Genomic DNA, 16,147 nt, shown 5'->3' with positions numbered 1-16,147 from the left:
AAGTAAATGCGGTTGCGATAAACGCGGCAATCAGGAGTGTCCGCCGCACCGTGTGCGATCACATATTCGGATAATTCGGCCCGCCACCGCCTTCCGGCGTCACCCAGTTGATGTTCTGGTTGGGGTCCTTGATGTCGCAGGTCTTGCAGTGGACGCAGTTCTGCGCGTTGATCACGAATTGTGGCTCCTTGCCCTCTTCCTCGACCCATTCATAGACGCCCGCCGGGCAATAGCGCGCCGAAGGCCCGCCATAGACTTCCAGCTCGCTTTCCTTCTGCAGCTCGCGGTCCTTGAGCTGGAGGTGGCAGGGCTGGTCCTCGGCGTGGTTGGTGTAGCTGAAGGCGACATTGGTAAGCCGGTCGAAGGTGATCTCGCCGTCGGGCTTGGGATAGTCGATCTTCGGATAAAGGTCCGCGCGGCCCGTCATTTCGTGATCGCGGTGGTGCTTCATCGAGATCGGAAGGCCAATCTTGAGCGTGCGCATCCACATGTCGATGCCGGCAAGCGCGGTGCCGATGTCGCCGCCATACTTGGCGACGGCGGGCTGCGCGTTCTGGACCTTCTTCAGTTCGTCCGCGATCCAGCTAGACCGCAGCGTGCTGTCGTAGTCCGAAAGCTCAGTCTTCTCGTGACCCGCCGCGATTGCCGCGGCGATGCTTTCGGCGGCGAGCATCCCGCTCTTCATCGCGGTGTGGCTGCCCTTGATCCGGGGGACGTTGACGAACCCCGCCGCGCAGCCGATCAGCGCGCCGCCGGGGAAGGCAAGCTTCGGTACGGACTGCCAGCCGCCCTCGTTGATCGCGCGCGCGCCATAGGCGACGCGCTTGCCGCCCTCGAGATATTCGCGGATCGCCGGGTGCTGCTTCCAGCGCTGGAATTCCTGATAGGGCGAGACCCACGGGTTCTTGTAGTCGAGCGCGGTGACGAAACCGATCGCGACCTGACCGTTCGCCTGGTGGTAGAGAAAGCCCCCGCCCCAGGTGTCGCTTTCGGTGAGCGGCCAGCCCTGCGTGTGGATCACGCGGCCGGGCACGTGCTTCTTGGGATCGATGTCCCACAATTCCTTGATGCCAAGGCCGTAGACCTGCGGCTGGCAATTCGCCTCGAGGTCGTATTTCGCCTTCATCTGCTTGGTCAGCGAACCGCGCGCGCCCTCTGCAAACAGCGTGTACTTGGCGAGGATTTCCATGCCGGGTTCGTATTCCGGCTTCTTCTCTCCGTCCGCGCCCACGCCCATGTCCTGCGTGATCACGCCCGCGACCGCGCCGTTATCGTCGATGATGACCTCGGCCGCCGGGAAACCGGGGAAGACCATCACGCCCAGTTCCTCGGCCTGTTCGCCGAGCCAGCGGGTCATGTTGCCGAGCGAGCCGGTATAGCAGCCGTGATTGCTCATCAGCGGGGGCATGATCGCATGCGGGAGCGATGTCTTGCCGCCCTTGGACAGCATCCAGTGCCAGTTGTCGGTTACCGGGGTTTCAGCCATCGGGCAGCCATTGTCGCGCCAGTCGGGCAGCAGTTCGTCCAGCGCCTTGGGATCGACCACCGCGCCCGAAAGGATGTGCGCCCCGATCTCGGAGCCCTTTTCCAGGACCACGACCTCGAGTTCCTCGTTCAACTGCTTGAGCCGGATCGCGGCCGACAGGCCGGCCGGGCCGCCCCCCACGATGACGACATCGCAGGGCATTGATTCACGTTCGCTCATGCGCTTCTCTTGTAACCCTTCGTTTCTGGCTCAACGCCCGCGGGTGTCTTGAGTGCCCGCCCTTGCCTATTGCACTTGCTAACTGCCCCCCGGACAGTCAAGACCCGCATTGGAAGAGCATGACCGCAGCCGACCCTGATCTTGCCCGCGAAATGGCGGCCCACCGCGAATGGTGGAGGCTGGCCGGGGTCGATCTCGATTTCGCCGATGACGCTACGGCATGGCTCGCCGAGCCGGAGCCTGCGGCGTCCGCGTCCGACCCAGGGGAGGACCGCGATCGCCCCCCTGCCCGGCCCAGCGAACCGGCAATCGAGGAAAAAGCGCCGCCGCCTGATCTTCTGGGCGATTCGCCGCCCGAAACGCTCGCGGCGTTCCGCGAATGGTGGATGAGCGCGCCGGGCCTCGACGCGATCGGGCCGCGCGGGCGCGTACCGCCGCGCGGAACTGCCGAGGCGGCGCTGATGGTGCTGGTCGTCCATCCCGAGGAAGGCGACCGGGAGCGATTGCTGGCGGGTCCGCAAGGCAGGCTGCTCGAAGCGATCCTTGCAGCGATGGGAACCGCCTCTGAGGAAATCTATGTCGCATCCGCCCTGCCACGCTTCATGCCGATGGCCGATTGCGCCGCCGAAGCGCAGCGCGGCATGGCGCAAGTGCTCTCGCATCACATCCAGCTCGCAGCCCCGCAGCGAATCGTCGCATTTGGTGCAGGGCTGGGCGCGCTTATGGGCGCTCACGGCAAAAATGATTACGGGAACTTACCCAATATTCACCATAAGCACTCCACAAACCCAGTACTGATGAGCGAGGATCTCGAAAGCCTGATGGCGATGCCCAAGCTCAAGGCCCGATTCTGGCGGAGATGGATGGAATGGTCGGCCAAACAGGCGTGACGAAGATTTCAGCGGTGAAGAGGATCGGCGCAACGATGCTCGTCCTGGGCGCGCTTGTCGCTGCCCCCGCCCCGCTTGCCGCACAGCAATCGGGCAGCATGGTCGCGCATTATGACCGCACGCCGCGTGCGGCGACCGTCCTTCCGGCCGTGCTCTCAGAGCGCGAGCGCGAGCATTACCGCGCCGTGTTCGCCGCGATCGATCGCGAGGACTGGGAGACGGTCGATCGTTTGCTCGGCGACGACGAAGGTATCCTGAAGCAGGTTGCGCTCGCCGAATATTACACCCATGCGCGCAGCCCCAGGGTCAGCGCCGAACAGGTTTCGCGGTGGTTCGCGCTCGGCGTCGAATTGCCGCATGCCGAACAGCTCGGCCGGCTCGGCGCGAAGCGTGGGCTCGAATATGTCCCCGATTTTCCTTCGGGCCAGGCGCTCAGCCGGCAGCCCGCCGCCCCGAAACGGGTCCGGCCGCGCACGATCGAGGACGGGACCATGCCCGGCGAGGTGCGCGCAGCGATCCTTGATGCGATCAGGAACGATGATCCCGGCTCGGCCCAGCGCCTGCTCGACGAAGTCGATTTCGGCCTCAGCCCCGAGGCGCGCGCCGAATGGCGCCAGCGCGTTGCCTGGAGCTACTACATCGAAAACGACGATACCTCCGCGCTCGCGCTCGCCGAACGGGTGGCAGAGGGAAGCGGTCCCTGGGTCGCGGAGGGCGAATGGGTCGCAGGGCTTGCCGCGTGGCGATTGGGCTATTGTGCCCTGGCCGCGGAAAACTTCGCCGAGGCGGCACGCGGCTCCACCAATGAAGAGCTGACCACCGCCGCCCATTACTGGGCCCACCGCGCGCTGGTCCGCTGCCGCGAACCGGGCGAAGCGCAGGCGCATCTCGCCGCCGCCGCGCGCCATCACGAAACGCTCTATGGCATGCTCGCCGCCCATCAGCTCGGCATCGAACTGCCTGCCGAAGCCACTCCGGAACCCTTCACCGAAAGCGATTGGCGCGACCTTGAGCGGCGGGGCAATATCCGCGTCGCCGCTGCGCTGGTCGAGATCGGACGCTATTCGCTCGCCGACGAGGTCTTGCGGCACGAGGCCCGGATCGGGCCGCCGCGCGATTATCCCGCCCTCGCCCGGCTTGCGCGTGAGTTGGGCCTGCCATCGACACAGCTGTTCATGGCCCATCACGCGCCCTATGGCATGCGCAGCGAAGCGGCGTTGCGTTTTCCAGTGGCGCGCTGGCAGCCGAGGACCGGCTGGCGGGTCGATCCCGCGCTTGCCTTCGCCCATGCGCTGCAGGAATCGAATTTCCGCGCGGCCGCCGTCAGTCCCGCCAATGCGCGCGGCCTGATGCAGATCATGCCCGGCACCGCGCGCGACCACGATCGCCGCCTCGAACTGGGCGCAAGCTATGAAGATCTCAACGATCCCGAGGTCAATCTCGCCTACGGCCAGCAGCATCTCGAAATGCTGCGCGACAGCGGCGCGACGGGCGGCCTGCTGCCCAAGATCATGGCTGCCTACAATGCCGGGCTGACCCCGGTCGATCGCTGGAACAGCGAGATCAACGATCAGGGCGACCCGCTGCTCTGGATGGAATCGATCCCCTATTGGGAAACGCGCGGCTATGTCGCGATCGTCATGCGCAATTACTGGATGTACGAGCGCGCGGCCGGCGTTCCCTCGCCCAGCCGCCGTGCGTTGGCACAGGGGCGCTGGCCTGTCTTCCCGCAAATGTCTACGGTCCGAACCGCAAGGGTCGAACAGGACGACTGAAAGGGGCGCAAGGCAATGGCGATCGACGAGGCGAAGCAATTCGTGCCGATCAATATCGCCGTCCTCACGGTCTCCGACACGCGCACGCCCGACAACGACACGTCGGGCGACCTCCTCGCCGACCGGATCACCGCCGCCGGGCACTCACTCGCCGCGCGCGCGATCGAGCGGGATGATGCGGGGCTGCTGGTCGAGCGGCTGAACGGCTGGATCGACGATCCCGCCATCGACGCGGTCGTCTCGACCGGGGGGACGGGGCTTACGGGCCGCGACGTGACGCCCGAAGCGCTCGCGATGATAGAAGGCGCGCGCGAGATCCCGGGGTTTGGCGAACTGTTCCGCTGGATCAGCTTCGGCACGATCGGCACCAGCACGATCCAGTCGCGCGCCTGCGCTGTCGTCGCGCGCGGCACTTACATCTTCGCCCTTCCCGGATCGAACGGCGCGGTGAAGGATGGCTGGGACAATATCCTCGCCGAACAGCTCGATGCTCGCAACCGGCCCTGCAATTTCGTCGAGCTGATGCCACGCCTGCGCGAAAGCTGAAGCCGGAACAAAGCCCGTCCGCCCCGGATTGGTCAGGCATCACGCCGTCCATTCGGGAGCTTCCTTGCTCGATCTCGCGCAATATTCGACCACGACGCTCGCCGCCGCGTTCGCCGCCTGCGCGGTGGTGATCGCCGTCTTCGGCTCCAAGATGGCGGGCTATGCCGACGTGATCGCGGACCGCACCGGGCTTGGCGAAGCGCTGATCGGATCGGTCCTGCTGGGCGCCGGGACGAGCATTGCAGGCATCGTCACATCGACCAGCACCGCCGCCAGCGGAGCGGCGGATCTCAGCGTCTCGAACGCGCTTGGCGGGATCGTCGCGCAGACCATGTTCCTTGCCCTTGCCGACCTGTTCTACAAGCGGGTCAATCTGGAACATGCCGGGGTGAGTGCGGTCAATCTCGGGCAGGCGACGGTGCTGATCGTGCTGGTCGCGCTGCCCGTCATGGCATGGGCTGCGCCGCCGATCACGCTGTGGAGCGTCAACCTGCTGAGCCCGGTGCTGATCGCGGTCTATCTCATCGGCCTCCACAATGCGCACCGGATCCACCAGGAACCGATGTGGCTACCGAAACAGACCGACGACACGCAGGAGGACGAAGCCGGAGAGGACGACAAGAGCGAGTCCCTCGCCATGCTGTTCGCACTGTTCGGCGGGCTCGTGCTCATCGTCGGCTCGGCGGGCTATGTCGTCGGCGAAACCGGCCTTGCCCTGTCGGGACGGCTTGGCCTCAGCGAGAGCCTGGTCGGCTCGCTCGGCACCGCGACCGTCACTTCGCTGCCCGAACTCGTCACCACGATCGCCGCGGTCCGCAGGGGGGCACCGCAGCTCGCAATCGGCGGGATCGTGGGCGGCAACATGTTCGATTCGCTTTTCGTTGCCGCCAGCGACTTCGCCTATCGCGACGGCAGCATCTATCACGCCATTTCCGACGCGACGGTGTTCTGGATGGGGCTGGTGATCGTGATGACGGCGGTCCTGCTGCTCGGCCTGCTGCGCCGCCAACGCGAGGGGCCGGGCAAGATCGGGTGGGAATCGGTGACGCTCATCGGGTTGTGGGCGATCGGAGCGGGCCTGCAGATCTACCGCGGATAGCACTCGACAGGGCATGATGTTCTTATTATGTTCCTGCCCATGTCCGACCCCCAACGCACCGCCATGAAAGGACGCGGCGCCGCCTCTTCGCGAATGCCCGGGCGATTCGGCCTTGCAGCGCGCGAGGCCTACGGCGACTGGCGCGATAGTGCGGCCACGCTGGACGGCCCTCCCCCCGGATTGCGCACGACCGTTACCGAGGAACGGCCGCGCTCGATCCTGAGCTTCAACCAGAGCCCTGACGTGCCGTTCGACCGTTCGGTCAATTCATATCGCGGCTGCGAGCACGGGTGCATCTACTGCTATGCGCGGCCCACCCATGCCTATCACGACCTTTCGCCCGGGCTCGATTTCGAAACCCGCCTGTTCGCGAAGCCCAATGCGCCCGAATTGCTGCGCGCGACGCTGGCGAAACCCGGCTATCGCCCGCGCCCGATCGCGCTTGGCACCAACACCGATTGCTATCAGCCGATCGAGCGCGACTGGCGGATCACGCGGCAGGTGCTGGATGTGTGCCTCGAAGCGCGCCACCCGGTGACGATCACGACCAAGTCGGACCGTGTTCTCGACGATCTCGACCTTGTCGTCCGGATGGCGCGGGAGAACCTGGTGGCGGTGGCGATCTCCGTGACGAGCCTCGATCCGGACCTATCGCGCAAGCTCGAACCGCGCTGCGCCGCCCCGGCGAAGCGGCTTGCCGCACTCGGCCGGCTGGTCGAGGCCGGCGTGCCGACCCATTGCTCCGTCTCGCCCGTCATTCCGGCGATCACCGATGAATTCATGGAAGGGATCGTCGCCGAAGCGGGCCGGATCGGCGTGCCGAGCGCCGGCTGGATCCCGCTGCGCCTGCCGCACGAGGTCGCGCCGCTGTTCCGCGAATGGCTCGATGTCCATTACCCGGAACGCGCGGGAAAGGTCATGAGCATTGTCCGCTCGATCCGGGGCGGGCGGGACAATGATCCGAATTTCGGCACCCGCATGAAGCCCGAAGGCGTCTGGGCGGACCTGTTCCGCAGCCGCTTCGCGATCGCCTGCAAACGGGCCGGGATCGGCAAACACCGTTTCGAACTCGATTGCACCCGGTTCCGCAGGCCTTCGACGCATGGCCAGCTCGACCTTTTCGCGTGAGGGATATTCGCTTGAATGACAGGCCCTTGCGCACTACGCCTCGGCGGCGGGGGTACAGATGAGACGGATTTTCGCGAAGACTGCAGGCGCAGCGCTGCTGGGGGTGCTGAACCCGGCGGCGGGATTGGCTGCCGACACGCACGAATCCGCGCGCGCGATCATCGAGACCATCGACGAGGCTACCTTGCGCGAGGCGCTCCTTGCGCTGGGTGCCCAAGCGACCCCGCTCGACGAGGAGGGACGCGTTGTGAGAGTGGGTTTTCCCGGCGGCGGTGTCGCGGTCCTGCGCCGCTCGGCCTGCGAGGAAGGCCCGTGCCGGGGCCTGCTGATGACGAGCCTTTTCGCGCCGCCCAAGGCAAGCGAAACGGACACTGCAGCGCGCATTGCCCGGCGTTTTTCGTCGAGCTTCAACCCTGCGAGCGTCATCATCAATGAACGCGGCGAGCACCTGCTGAAAGCATATCTCGTGCTCGATGGCGGAGTAACCCGCGCCAATCTCGTCACGGCGATCGGCCTCTTCGGCCTTGGCATCGCGCAATACAGCGAAGCGCTCTATGGCGCTGCGGAATGAAGACGGACCCGCCTTGAGGGCTGAAAGGGAGTAATGGAATGAAGCATCTGGGGGTTTTCGGGGCACTGGCGGCACCGTTGGCATTATCGCTCGGCGGGCCGGCTGCGGCGCAGGACACCGCACCGCTCGGGACATTCAGCCGCGCCGATCTCCTGACCGCGCTCGACGCGATCGAGGCCAGTCACGACGAGCTTGCGGACAGCCGCAGCATCAACGTGACCTTCGCCACCGGCCTCTACGCCAATGCGCTGCTGCTCGCATGCACCGACGACGATCTCGAAGCCGAATGCCTCGGAACCTCGCTGCTTGCGACCTTCAATCGTGAAGGCCGTACCGAGGCCGAGGTGGCCGAGGCGATCAACGCCTACAATTATCGCGAGAATTTCGGCCGCGCCTATATCGATCCCGAGGGCACCATCTCGGTGCGCCTCTACATCATCGCGGATGGCGGGATCAGCCGCGAGAATTACCGGCGCCAGATCGAGCTGTGGGAGAGCTCGCTGAACGATTTCTTCGACTACCTCTACGGCGAAGAGGAAAGCGAAGAAGAGGCGACGGGCGACGAGGCCTGACCCCGCCCTTCCTTTCGAGCGCGAGGTTCAGCCAAAGCCCTCGCCCACCTCGCCGGGGCTGAACCGCACCAGACGGCTGTCGACCAGCGCGGCCGTGCGGTTCACCACAGCGTGCGCATAGTCGGGGTCCTTGATCATCTCGAAAAAGGCGCCCGCATTTGGATATTCGGCGACGAAGCCGTCGTGCCAGCTTTCGAATTCGGGTCCGGTCACCATCGTGCGGAACGCGCCGCGCCAGACGATCCTGCCGCCGACGCGGCGGAAGATCGGGCCGGACGTCTTGCCGTATTCCTCATAGGCGCGGCGGCCCGACCAGCCCTTGCCAGCATGTTCATGGCCTTCGGGATAGTCCGCCTTTTCCCGGTATAGCAGGAGGTTGAGCATGTGGATCGGTTCGTCGCGCGGCAGTTTCTTGAACTGCTCGAAATTCTCCGGCGAGGGGTCGATGAAGGTTTCGCATTCCATCGCCGATCAGGCCTCGAGCCGATAGTCGGAAAAACGGTCGCGGAGGTCCTTCTTGGATATCTTGCCGGTCGCAGTGTGGGGGATTTCATCGATGAACTCGACCGCGTCGGGGAGCCACCATTTCGCGACCTGGCTTCGCAGGTGTTCGATGATGTCCTCCGCGCTTACCTGGGCATCGGCCTTCTTCACGACGAAGAGCACAGGGCGTTCGTCCCACTTGGGATGCGGCATGCCCACGCAGGCGGCCTCGGCCACCGCAGGATGGCCGCCCGCGGCGTTTTCAAGCTCGACCGAGCTGATCCATTCGCCGCCCGACTTGATCACGTCCTTGGTCCGGTCGGTCAGTTGCAGCGTGCCATCGGGATGCAGGATGCCGACATCGCCGGTGTCGAACCAGCCTTCGTTGTTCACCGCGTCCTTGTCCGACTTGAAGTAGCGCTTGATGATCCAGGGCCCGCGGATCTGGAGCGCGCCCGAGCTTTTCCCGTCGCGCGGCAATTCGGTGACCATGTCGTCGAGATCGACCGTGCGCAGTTCGACACCGAAGATCGGGCGGCCCTGCATGGTCGTCTTCTGCACCTTCTCCTCGAAGGAAAGCTCCTCCCAGTCCCAGGTGGGCCCGCCGACCGTGCCGATCGGGCTGGTCTCGGTCATGCCCCAGGCGTGCTGGACGCGCGTGCCGTTCTTCATCAGGCGCTCGATCATGAACTTGGGCGCGGCCGAACCGCCGATTGTCGCGGCCTTCAATGGCGGCAGGTCGAGCCCGTTGGCATCGCAGTACTGGAAGTGCGCGAGCCACACTGTCGGAACGCCCGCGCTGTCGGTCACCTTCTCGTCGATCATCAGCTGGTGGAGCACGGCAGGATCGTTGACCGCGGAAAAGACGAACTTGATCCCCGCCATCGCGCCCGCATAGGGCAGGCCCCAGCTCGCCGCGTGGAACATCGGCACCACGGGAAGCATGACCGAGGATCCCGAGAAATTGAACGCCGCCGGCTGCAGCCCCGCGATCGCGTGCAGCACGGTCGAGCGGTGTTCGTATTGCACGCCCTTGGGATTGCCGGTCGTCCCGGACGTGTAGCAGATCATGCACGGATCGCGCTCGTCGCCCGTGACCCATTCGAAATCGCCGTCCTCGGCGCCGATCCAGTCCTCGAAAGCGGGCGCGTTCTCACCGCTATCATAGCAGATGTAATGCTCGATCGTGGTCCAGCGGTCCTTCATCTTGTCGACGATCGGCTGGAACGCGGCATCGTAGAGCAGCACGCGGTCCTCGGCGTGGTTCACGATGTAGTCGAGCTGGTCATCGAACAGGCGCGGGTTCACCGTGTGGAGCACCCCGCCCATGCCTGCGACGCCATACCAGCTCACGAGATGGCGCGAATGGTTCATGGCAAGGCTCGCCACTCGCTCTCCCGGCCTGATCCCGAGCCGCTGGAGCGCCTGCGCCATCTTGAGCGCATCGCGCCTGACCCCGGCCCAGTCAGTGCGCGTCACGCTGCCATCGGCCCAGCGGGTCACGATCTCGCGCGTTCCGGCCTCGCGCGCGGCATGATCGATCACGCTGGTGATGCGCATGGTCCAGTCCTGCATCGCTCCGAGCTTCGCCATTCTCGTCTCTCCCCTATTCAATGAAGACTGTCTCGATTGCCGGGAATCCCTGCCCGGCGTGAATCCTTGAAGGTCGGTGTTCATGCCGAGCCTATGCGCGCTTGGCAATCGCCGGATGATCGCATTTGCGACAGCTTCGCGAACATCTGTCACGGCTTTGCCACGCAGGTTTCCTAAGCCTCGGCGCACAGGATCACTGACGAGAGGACGGACATGACCAGAATTGCGATGCTTCTTGCGGGCTGTGCCGCGATCGTCGCTGTCCCGGCGCAGGCGCGCGACGGGCGGCTTTATGTCGGCGTGGACGGCGGCGTCATGCTGGAAGACCAGGTCGATGTCGACATCGACCTCGCCCGTCCCGACGGGCTGCAGGAAAACGCAGCATTCGCCGACACCAATACCGGCATCGATGCCGATATCGTCGTCGGTTACGATTTCGGCGCCTTCCGGCTCGAAGCCGAGGGCGGTTACAAGCGCGCGGGCTATGACAGCCTGACGGTGGTGAACCCCGAACTCGTCCCCGGCGCGGGCATCGTGCCCGGCACGGTCGTCCAGAACGAGGAAGACCTCTCGATCTTCAGCGGCATGGTCAACGGCCTGTTCGAATTCGGCAAGGATTTCCAGATCTTCGCCGGCGGCGGGGCGGGCTTCGCCAATGTCGACCTGCCGGTCGAGGTGGCGGGCGTCGGGACCATCATCGACGATTCGGCGACCGATTTCGCCTGGCAGCTCATCGGCGGCTTTCGTTACGCCGTCAGCGACAAAATCGATCTCGGCGTCAAATACCGCTATTTCGTGATCGACGAATTCGAATTCGAAAGCGCTTTCGGCGACCCGCTCGAAGCGGACTTCCAGAGCCATTCGATCCTTGCGAGCCTGCGCTACAATTTCGGCAGCGCGCCCGAACCGGCGATGGCGCCCGCACCCGAACCGGCCGCTCCCCCGCCGCCGCCTCCGCCGCCCCCGCCGCCGCCTCCACCCCCGAAGCCGGTCTGCAACACCGGGCCCTACATCGTGTTCTTCGATTTTGACCAGTCGACGATCACCGCCGAAGCGGCGAGGATCCTCGACGGCGCGGTGACGGCCTATGCGAATTGCGGCGCTGCCGATGTCATGCTCGCAGGCCATACCGACCGCGCAGGGACGGTCACCTACAACATGGCGCTCGCCGGGCGGCGCAATGCATCCGTGCGCGAATACCTTGCCCGGCGCGGCATTCCCGAAGGCCGCATCTCGAGCGAAGCCTTCGGCGAATCGCAGCCGCGCGTTCCCACCGTCGACGGCGTGCGCGAGGCGCAGAACCGCCGGGTCGAGATAACCTACGGTCCCAATTCGGGCATGTGACAGCGCCGGGCGCAGCCCTTATGGCAAAGGGCCGGGAGAGCGATCTCCCGGCCCTTTTTCCTTGGCTCCTGCGGCATTGCCGATCAGGCGATGAAATAGCCGCTGATCTCCCAGCCCTGCGGGCCCATCTTCATCACGATGGTTTCGACCGAGTGCCCTTCCTCGTTCTCGAAACGGGTGCGGAACTGCATCACCTGGTATTCCCCATCAGCCGCTCCCGGCAGGCTCGAGGCGCGCTCGATCGTGGCGACTTCGCGCGAGAGCACCCTGCCGAGCGGGGCGCGCACCGGTGCCACCTGCTCCCGCCATTCGCGCGGCGATATTTCGGAGCGGATCGGCGTGCCGGTCAGTTCCCAGCTCCCCTCCCAATCGCCCGCGTCGATCCGCGCGAGAAACGCCTCTGCGCGCTCGATCGAGACGGCGTCGGCCTGGTCGACCGGATTGGCACTGCCGCGATCCTGCGCCGTGCTTTCGGCTTCGGCGATGCGGGCGGGCTCTGCCGGTCCGTCGGCGAGAAGAAAGATGGCGGCGGCTGCAATTGCCATGGACATGATAAGCATTCCTCCTGTCAGCCATGCGGCCCGCGAAAGGCCGGCACGGCGGGTTTCATCGAGGACTGCAATGTCGTGAGATGCCGGCCCTGCGGACATCCCGGAATCTGTGTGCGCAAGATTTTGGGGGTCTTCGCTCTCGGTCTCACCCAAAATTCTTGCGGCCTCTCGGCTGCTCGACACGCCCAGCTTGCGGCGTGCACCCCGCAGCCGATCGTTCAATGCGTGGACGGAAATGCCGAGTTCATTAGCGCTCGACTTCGCATCGTGGCCCGCGAGCAGGAGACGCAGCGCATCCTTTTCCTTGTCGGTGAGGTCGGAAAGCGCGCGGTTCACTACGCCACCAGCTTGAGCCGTGCCTTGCCACGCTTCGGCCCCAGTTCGACATTGTCGATTCCCGGGATCGCCGCCAGCCGCTCGGCCAGTTCACCGTCGAGCATGTAATCGCCGCCGAGCCGCACCGCGACATGGCCGCCGTGCTCAAGCGCGAGACGGACGAGCACTTCGCCGCAACCCGATTGCCATTCGCCCTGCGCGATATCGAGCTCGATCTTGAGCTCGAGCAGCGCATCCATGCTCGATATGTCGGCGCTCAGCTGCATCGGTGTCGCTCCGCTCACGCCTGCGAGCTCGCGCGCCCCGCGGATCGTCAGGCGCGGAGGTTCGGACGGGGCGGGCGCGTCGAGCTCGACATTGAGCAGCAGGCATTCCCCGCTCGCGGCCCAGCGTTCGAATTGCGGCACGAGCGATTCCTCGAAACAGGCCGAGGAGAACTGGCCCGACAGGTCGGAGAAATCGGCACGGATGAATTCCTTGCCGCGCTTGGTGCGGGCCTTGACGGCATTCTCGACCATCGCGGCCATCACCGCGGTGCCGCTGGCGGCGGCTTCAATCAGGCTCTGATAGGTGCGTGCCCCGTTCGCTAGCGCCACGGTGCGGAATTCCTGGATCGGGTGGCCGGAAAAATAGAAGCCGAAATTCTCGCGCTCCTTCGCCATGCGATCGGCCTTGCTCCATTCCTCTGTCGGGGAGAGCCGCAGCGTCTCACCAGGCGTATCCTCGCCGCCGAACAGCCCAGCCTGCCCGCTGGTGCGCTCACGCATGGCGGCTTCGGCAACGGCCAGCAGGTGTTCGGCATTGGCGTGGACGAGCGCGCGATTGGGTTCGAGCCAGTCTAGCGCGCCGGCGCAGGCCAATGCCTCGAACTGGCGGCGGTTCATCGCGCCGTGGGGAATGCGCTCGCAGAAATCCTGCAGGCTCGCGAACGGCCCCTTCGCCTGCCGCTCGGCGACGATCGCCTCCATCGCCTTTTCCCCGACATTGCGGATCCCGGCGAGCGCATAGCGCACCCCATAACCGCGCTCGGTCTGTTCAACGGTGAAGCGCGCTTCGGAGGCATTGATGTCGGGCGGCAGCACCTCGATGCCGCCTTCTGTCCCCGGATAGCGCCGCGCATCGTCGACGAAGACGGCGAGCTTTTCCGACTGGTGCATGTCGAAGCACATCGAGGCGGCGTAGAATTCTTCAGGATAATGCGCTTTCAGCCACGCGGTCTGGTAGGCGAGCAGCGCATAGGCGGCCGCGTGGCTCTTGTTGAAGCCGTAGCCGGCGAACTTGTTGATCAAGTCGAACAATTCGTTCGCCTTCGCCGCCTCGATTCCCGAAACGCGCGCACAGCCCTCGATGAAGATGGCGCGCTGCTTGTCCATCTCGGCCTGGTTCTTCTTGCCCATCGCGCGGCGCAGCAGGTCCGCATCGCCGAGCGAATACCCGGCAAGGATCTGCGCGGCCTGCATCACCTGTTCCTGGTAGACGAAGATGCCGTAGGTTTCCTCGAGGATGCCGGCGAGCTTTTCGTGCGGGTATTCGATCGGCTCGACCCCCGCCTTGCGCCTTCCGAACAGCGGGATGTTGTCCATCGGACCCGGCCGGTAGAGCGAGACGAGCGCGATGATGTCGCCGAAATTGGTCGGCTTCACCGCTTTCAGCGTGCGCCGCATCCCTTCGGATTCAAGCTGGAACACGCCCACCGTGTTGCCGACCTGCATGAGTTCGTAGACCGCCGGATCGTCGAGTGTCAGGGCCCCCAGATCGATGTCGATGCCGCGCAGGGCGAGGAGGTCGACCGCCTTCCTCAGCACCGACAGCGTCTTGAGGCCGAGAAAGTCGAACTTGACGAGGCCGGAGCTTTCGACGTGCTTCATGTCGTACTGCGTGACCGGCATGTCCGAGCGGGGGTCGCGGTAGAGCGGGACGAGCTGCGACAGCGGCCGGTCGCCGATCACCACGCCCGCGGCATGGGTCGAGGAATTGCGCGGCATCCCCTCCAATTGCATGGCGAGGTCGATGAGGCGCCTGACCTCGTTGTCATTGTCGTATTCGCGCTTGAAATCGGGCGCGCCGTTCAATGCGCGCGGCAGGGTCCACGGGTCGGTCGGGTGGTTGGGGACCATCTTGCACAGCCGGTCGACCTGGCCGTAGCTCATCTGCAAAATGCGCCCGCAATCGCGCAGCACCGCGCGCGCCTTCAGCTTGCCGAAAGTGATGATCTGCGCGACGTGATCGTGCCCGTATTTCTTCTGGACATAGCGGATGACCTCGCCGCGCCGGGTTTCGCAGAAATCGATGTCGAAGTCCGGCATGGAGACGCGTTCGGGATTGAGGAAGCGTTCGAACAGCAGGCCTAGGCGAATCGGGTCGAGATCGGTGATGGTGAGCGCCCAGGCGACCAGCGAGCCCGCGCCCGAACCGCGCCCCGGCCCCACCGGAATGCCCTGTTCCTTGGCCCACTTGATGAAATCGGCGACGATCAGGAAGTAGCCGGGAAAGCCCATCTTGACGATGATCCCGATCTCGTAATCGAGCCGGTCGAAATAGGCTCGGCGCTCTTCCTCGGCCATTTCGCCATAGGGTTCGAGCCGCACCTCGAGCCCCCGCCGGGAATCCTCGGCCAGCATTGCTGCCTCGCCTTCGAGGTCGCCCGCAAGGCTCGGCAGGATCGGCGCCCGGTCGGGCGGCGCGTAGGCGCAGCGCTGTGCGATGACGAGGGTGTTCGCCGTCGCTTCGGGCAGGTCGGCGAAGATTTCGGCCATCATCCGATCGGACTTCACGAAGGCCTGCGGGTTCGAATGGGGGCGGTCCTCGGCCTCGATCTGGGAGGAATGGGCGATGCACAGCATGGCGTCATGCGCCTTGTGCATGTGCGGTTCGGCGAAGTTCGCCGGATTGGTCGCGACCAGCGGCAGTTCGCGGGCATAGGCGAGGTCGATCAATGCCTCTTCCGCCGCCTCGCAGACCGGATCGCCGTGGCGCGCAATCTCGATATAGAGCCTGCCAGGAAACAGCCGGTCGAGCCGGTCGCACAGCGCCTTCGCCGCGCGGTCCTGCCCTTCGGCGAGCAGGCGGGTCAGCCCCCCCTCGCCCGCCCCGGTCAGCGCGATCAGCCCGTCGGTGCGGCCCTCGAGGTCATCCATCGTGACATGCGGATCGAATTCGAGCGGGCGGTCGAGATGGGCGCGGCTGACGAGGTGGCACAGGTTGTCATAACCGCGCTCGTCCTGCGCGAAGAGCGGCAGGTAATCGATCGGGATCTTGTTGGAGCCGATCGCCCCCTGCGAGGCCGCGCCCGAAGGCCCGTCGCGCGCGACGCCCAACAGCGCGCCGATGATCGGTTGCACGCCCTCGCCCTTGCAGGCCGATGCGAACATGACCGCGCCGTAGAGCCCGTCCCGGTCGCAGATGGCGATGGCGGGAAAGCCGCGCTCCTTTGCCAGTTTCGCGATACCCTTGGGGTCGATCGCCCCTTCGAGCATCGAATAGGACGACAGGACACGCAAGGGGACGAAAGGGGCGTAACGCATGCGCGTAATCTAGGAAATGATCGCGGATTC

General features: G+C 65.3%; 13 protein-coding genes. 8 read left to right on the top strand and 5 right to left on the bottom strand.

What is annotated here, in order from left to right; translation table 11 throughout:
* Positions 1-58: 58 nt before the first annotated feature.
* The gene (locus tag Ga0102493_RS07020; RefSeq protein ID WP_034904746.1) at positions 59-1,705 is read right to left on the bottom strand and encodes an electron transfer flavoprotein-ubiquinone oxidoreductase; all 1,647 of its coding nucleotides are present in this window, start codon (positions 1,703-1,705) and stop codon (positions 59-61) included.
* Between the two features lie 119 nt (positions 1,706-1,824).
* On the opposite strand from Ga0102493_RS07020, the gene Ga0102493_RS07015 reads away from it, so the two are divergent.
* The 7 genes from Ga0102493_RS07015 to Ga0102493_RS06985 all read left to right on the top strand — a co-directional run bounded on the left by Ga0102493_RS07015 (position 1,825) and on the right by Ga0102493_RS06985 (position 8,286).
* On the top strand, positions 1,825-2,595 hold the full coding sequence (locus Ga0102493_RS07015; protein WP_034904748.1) for a uracil-DNA glycosylase family protein: 771 nt from the start codon (positions 1,825-1,827) through the stop codon (positions 2,593-2,595).
* Positions 2,596-2,630: 35 nt separating this feature from the next.
* Positions 2,631-4,370 carry a lytic transglycosylase domain-containing protein gene (locus Ga0102493_RS07010; protein WP_418251665.1) on the top strand — a complete coding sequence of 580 codons (1,740 nt, stop codon included), beginning with the start codon at positions 2,631-2,633 and terminating at the stop codon, positions 4,368-4,370.
* A gap of 15 nt (positions 4,371-4,385) precedes the next feature.
* Entirely contained in the window at positions 4,386-4,916 is a 531-nt protein-coding gene (gene moaB / locus Ga0102493_RS07005; protein ID WP_034904753.1) for a molybdenum cofactor biosynthesis protein B, read from the top strand.
* 64 nt (positions 4,917-4,980) lie between these two features.
* Complete coding sequence (locus Ga0102493_RS07000; RefSeq protein WP_034904755.1) at positions 4,981-6,015, top strand: sodium:calcium antiporter; 1,035 nt, start codon at positions 4,981-4,983, stop codon at positions 6,013-6,015.
* Between the two features lie 63 nt (positions 6,016-6,078).
* On the top strand, positions 6,079-7,143 hold the full coding sequence (locus Ga0102493_RS06995; protein WP_034905117.1) for a PA0069 family radical SAM protein: 1,065 nt from the start codon (positions 6,079-6,081) through the stop codon (positions 7,141-7,143).
* Positions 7,144-7,201: 58 nt separating this feature from the next.
* Positions 7,202-7,714 (top strand): YbjN domain-containing protein, encoded by a 513-nt coding sequence (locus Ga0102493_RS06990; protein ID WP_034904758.1) that lies wholly within the window; start codon positions 7,202-7,204, stop codon positions 7,712-7,714.
* Between the two features lie 38 nt (positions 7,715-7,752).
* Positions 7,753-8,286 carry a type III secretion system chaperone family protein gene (locus Ga0102493_RS06985; protein WP_069297480.1) on the top strand — a complete coding sequence of 178 codons (534 nt, stop codon included), beginning with the start codon at positions 7,753-7,755 and terminating at the stop codon, positions 8,284-8,286.
* Positions 8,287-8,313: 27 nt separating this feature from the next.
* On the opposite strand, the gene Ga0102493_RS06980 is transcribed toward Ga0102493_RS06985, so the two are convergent.
* Together Ga0102493_RS06980 and Ga0102493_RS06975 are read right to left on the bottom strand one after the other, a co-directional pair.
* Positions 8,314-8,751, bottom strand: a complete 438-nt coding sequence (locus tag Ga0102493_RS06980) for a DUF1330 domain-containing protein (RefSeq protein WP_034904760.1) — start codon at positions 8,749-8,751, stop codon at positions 8,314-8,316.
* 6 nt (positions 8,752-8,757) lie between these two features.
* Positions 8,758-10,362: a long-chain fatty acid--CoA ligase gene (locus tag Ga0102493_RS06975; protein WP_034904762.1), complete on the bottom strand. Its 1,605-nt coding sequence runs from the start codon at positions 10,360-10,362 to the stop codon at positions 8,758-8,760.
* 213 nt (positions 10,363-10,575) lie between these two features.
* Between Ga0102493_RS06975 and Ga0102493_RS06970 the strand changes: the two genes are divergently transcribed.
* Positions 10,576-11,706, top strand: coding sequence for an OmpA family protein (locus Ga0102493_RS06970; protein ID WP_034904765.1), 1,131 nt, complete (start codon positions 10,576-10,578; stop codon positions 11,704-11,706).
* An 83-nt stretch (positions 11,707-11,789) separates the two neighbouring features.
* Here Ga0102493_RS06970 and Ga0102493_RS16370 read toward each other — a convergent pair whose 3' ends face one another.
* Complete coding sequence (locus Ga0102493_RS16370; RefSeq protein ID WP_236922322.1) at positions 11,790-12,257, bottom strand: DUF4019 domain-containing protein; 468 nt, start codon at positions 12,255-12,257, stop codon at positions 11,790-11,792.
* A gap of 335 nt (positions 12,258-12,592) precedes the next feature.
* Positions 12,593-16,117: a DNA polymerase III subunit alpha gene (dnaE, locus tag Ga0102493_RS06960; protein ID WP_034904768.1), complete on the bottom strand. Its 3,525-nt coding sequence runs from the start codon at positions 16,115-16,117 to the stop codon at positions 12,593-12,595.
* Between the last annotated feature and the right edge of the window lie 30 nt (positions 16,118-16,147).

Source organism: Erythrobacter litoralis (assembly GCF_001719165.1).
Classification (GTDB): Bacteria; Pseudomonadota; Alphaproteobacteria; order Sphingomonadales; family Sphingomonadaceae; genus Erythrobacter; species Erythrobacter litoralis.
Note: the sequence above shows the minus strand (reverse complement) of the source record. Positions and strands in the feature narration are given on the sequence as shown.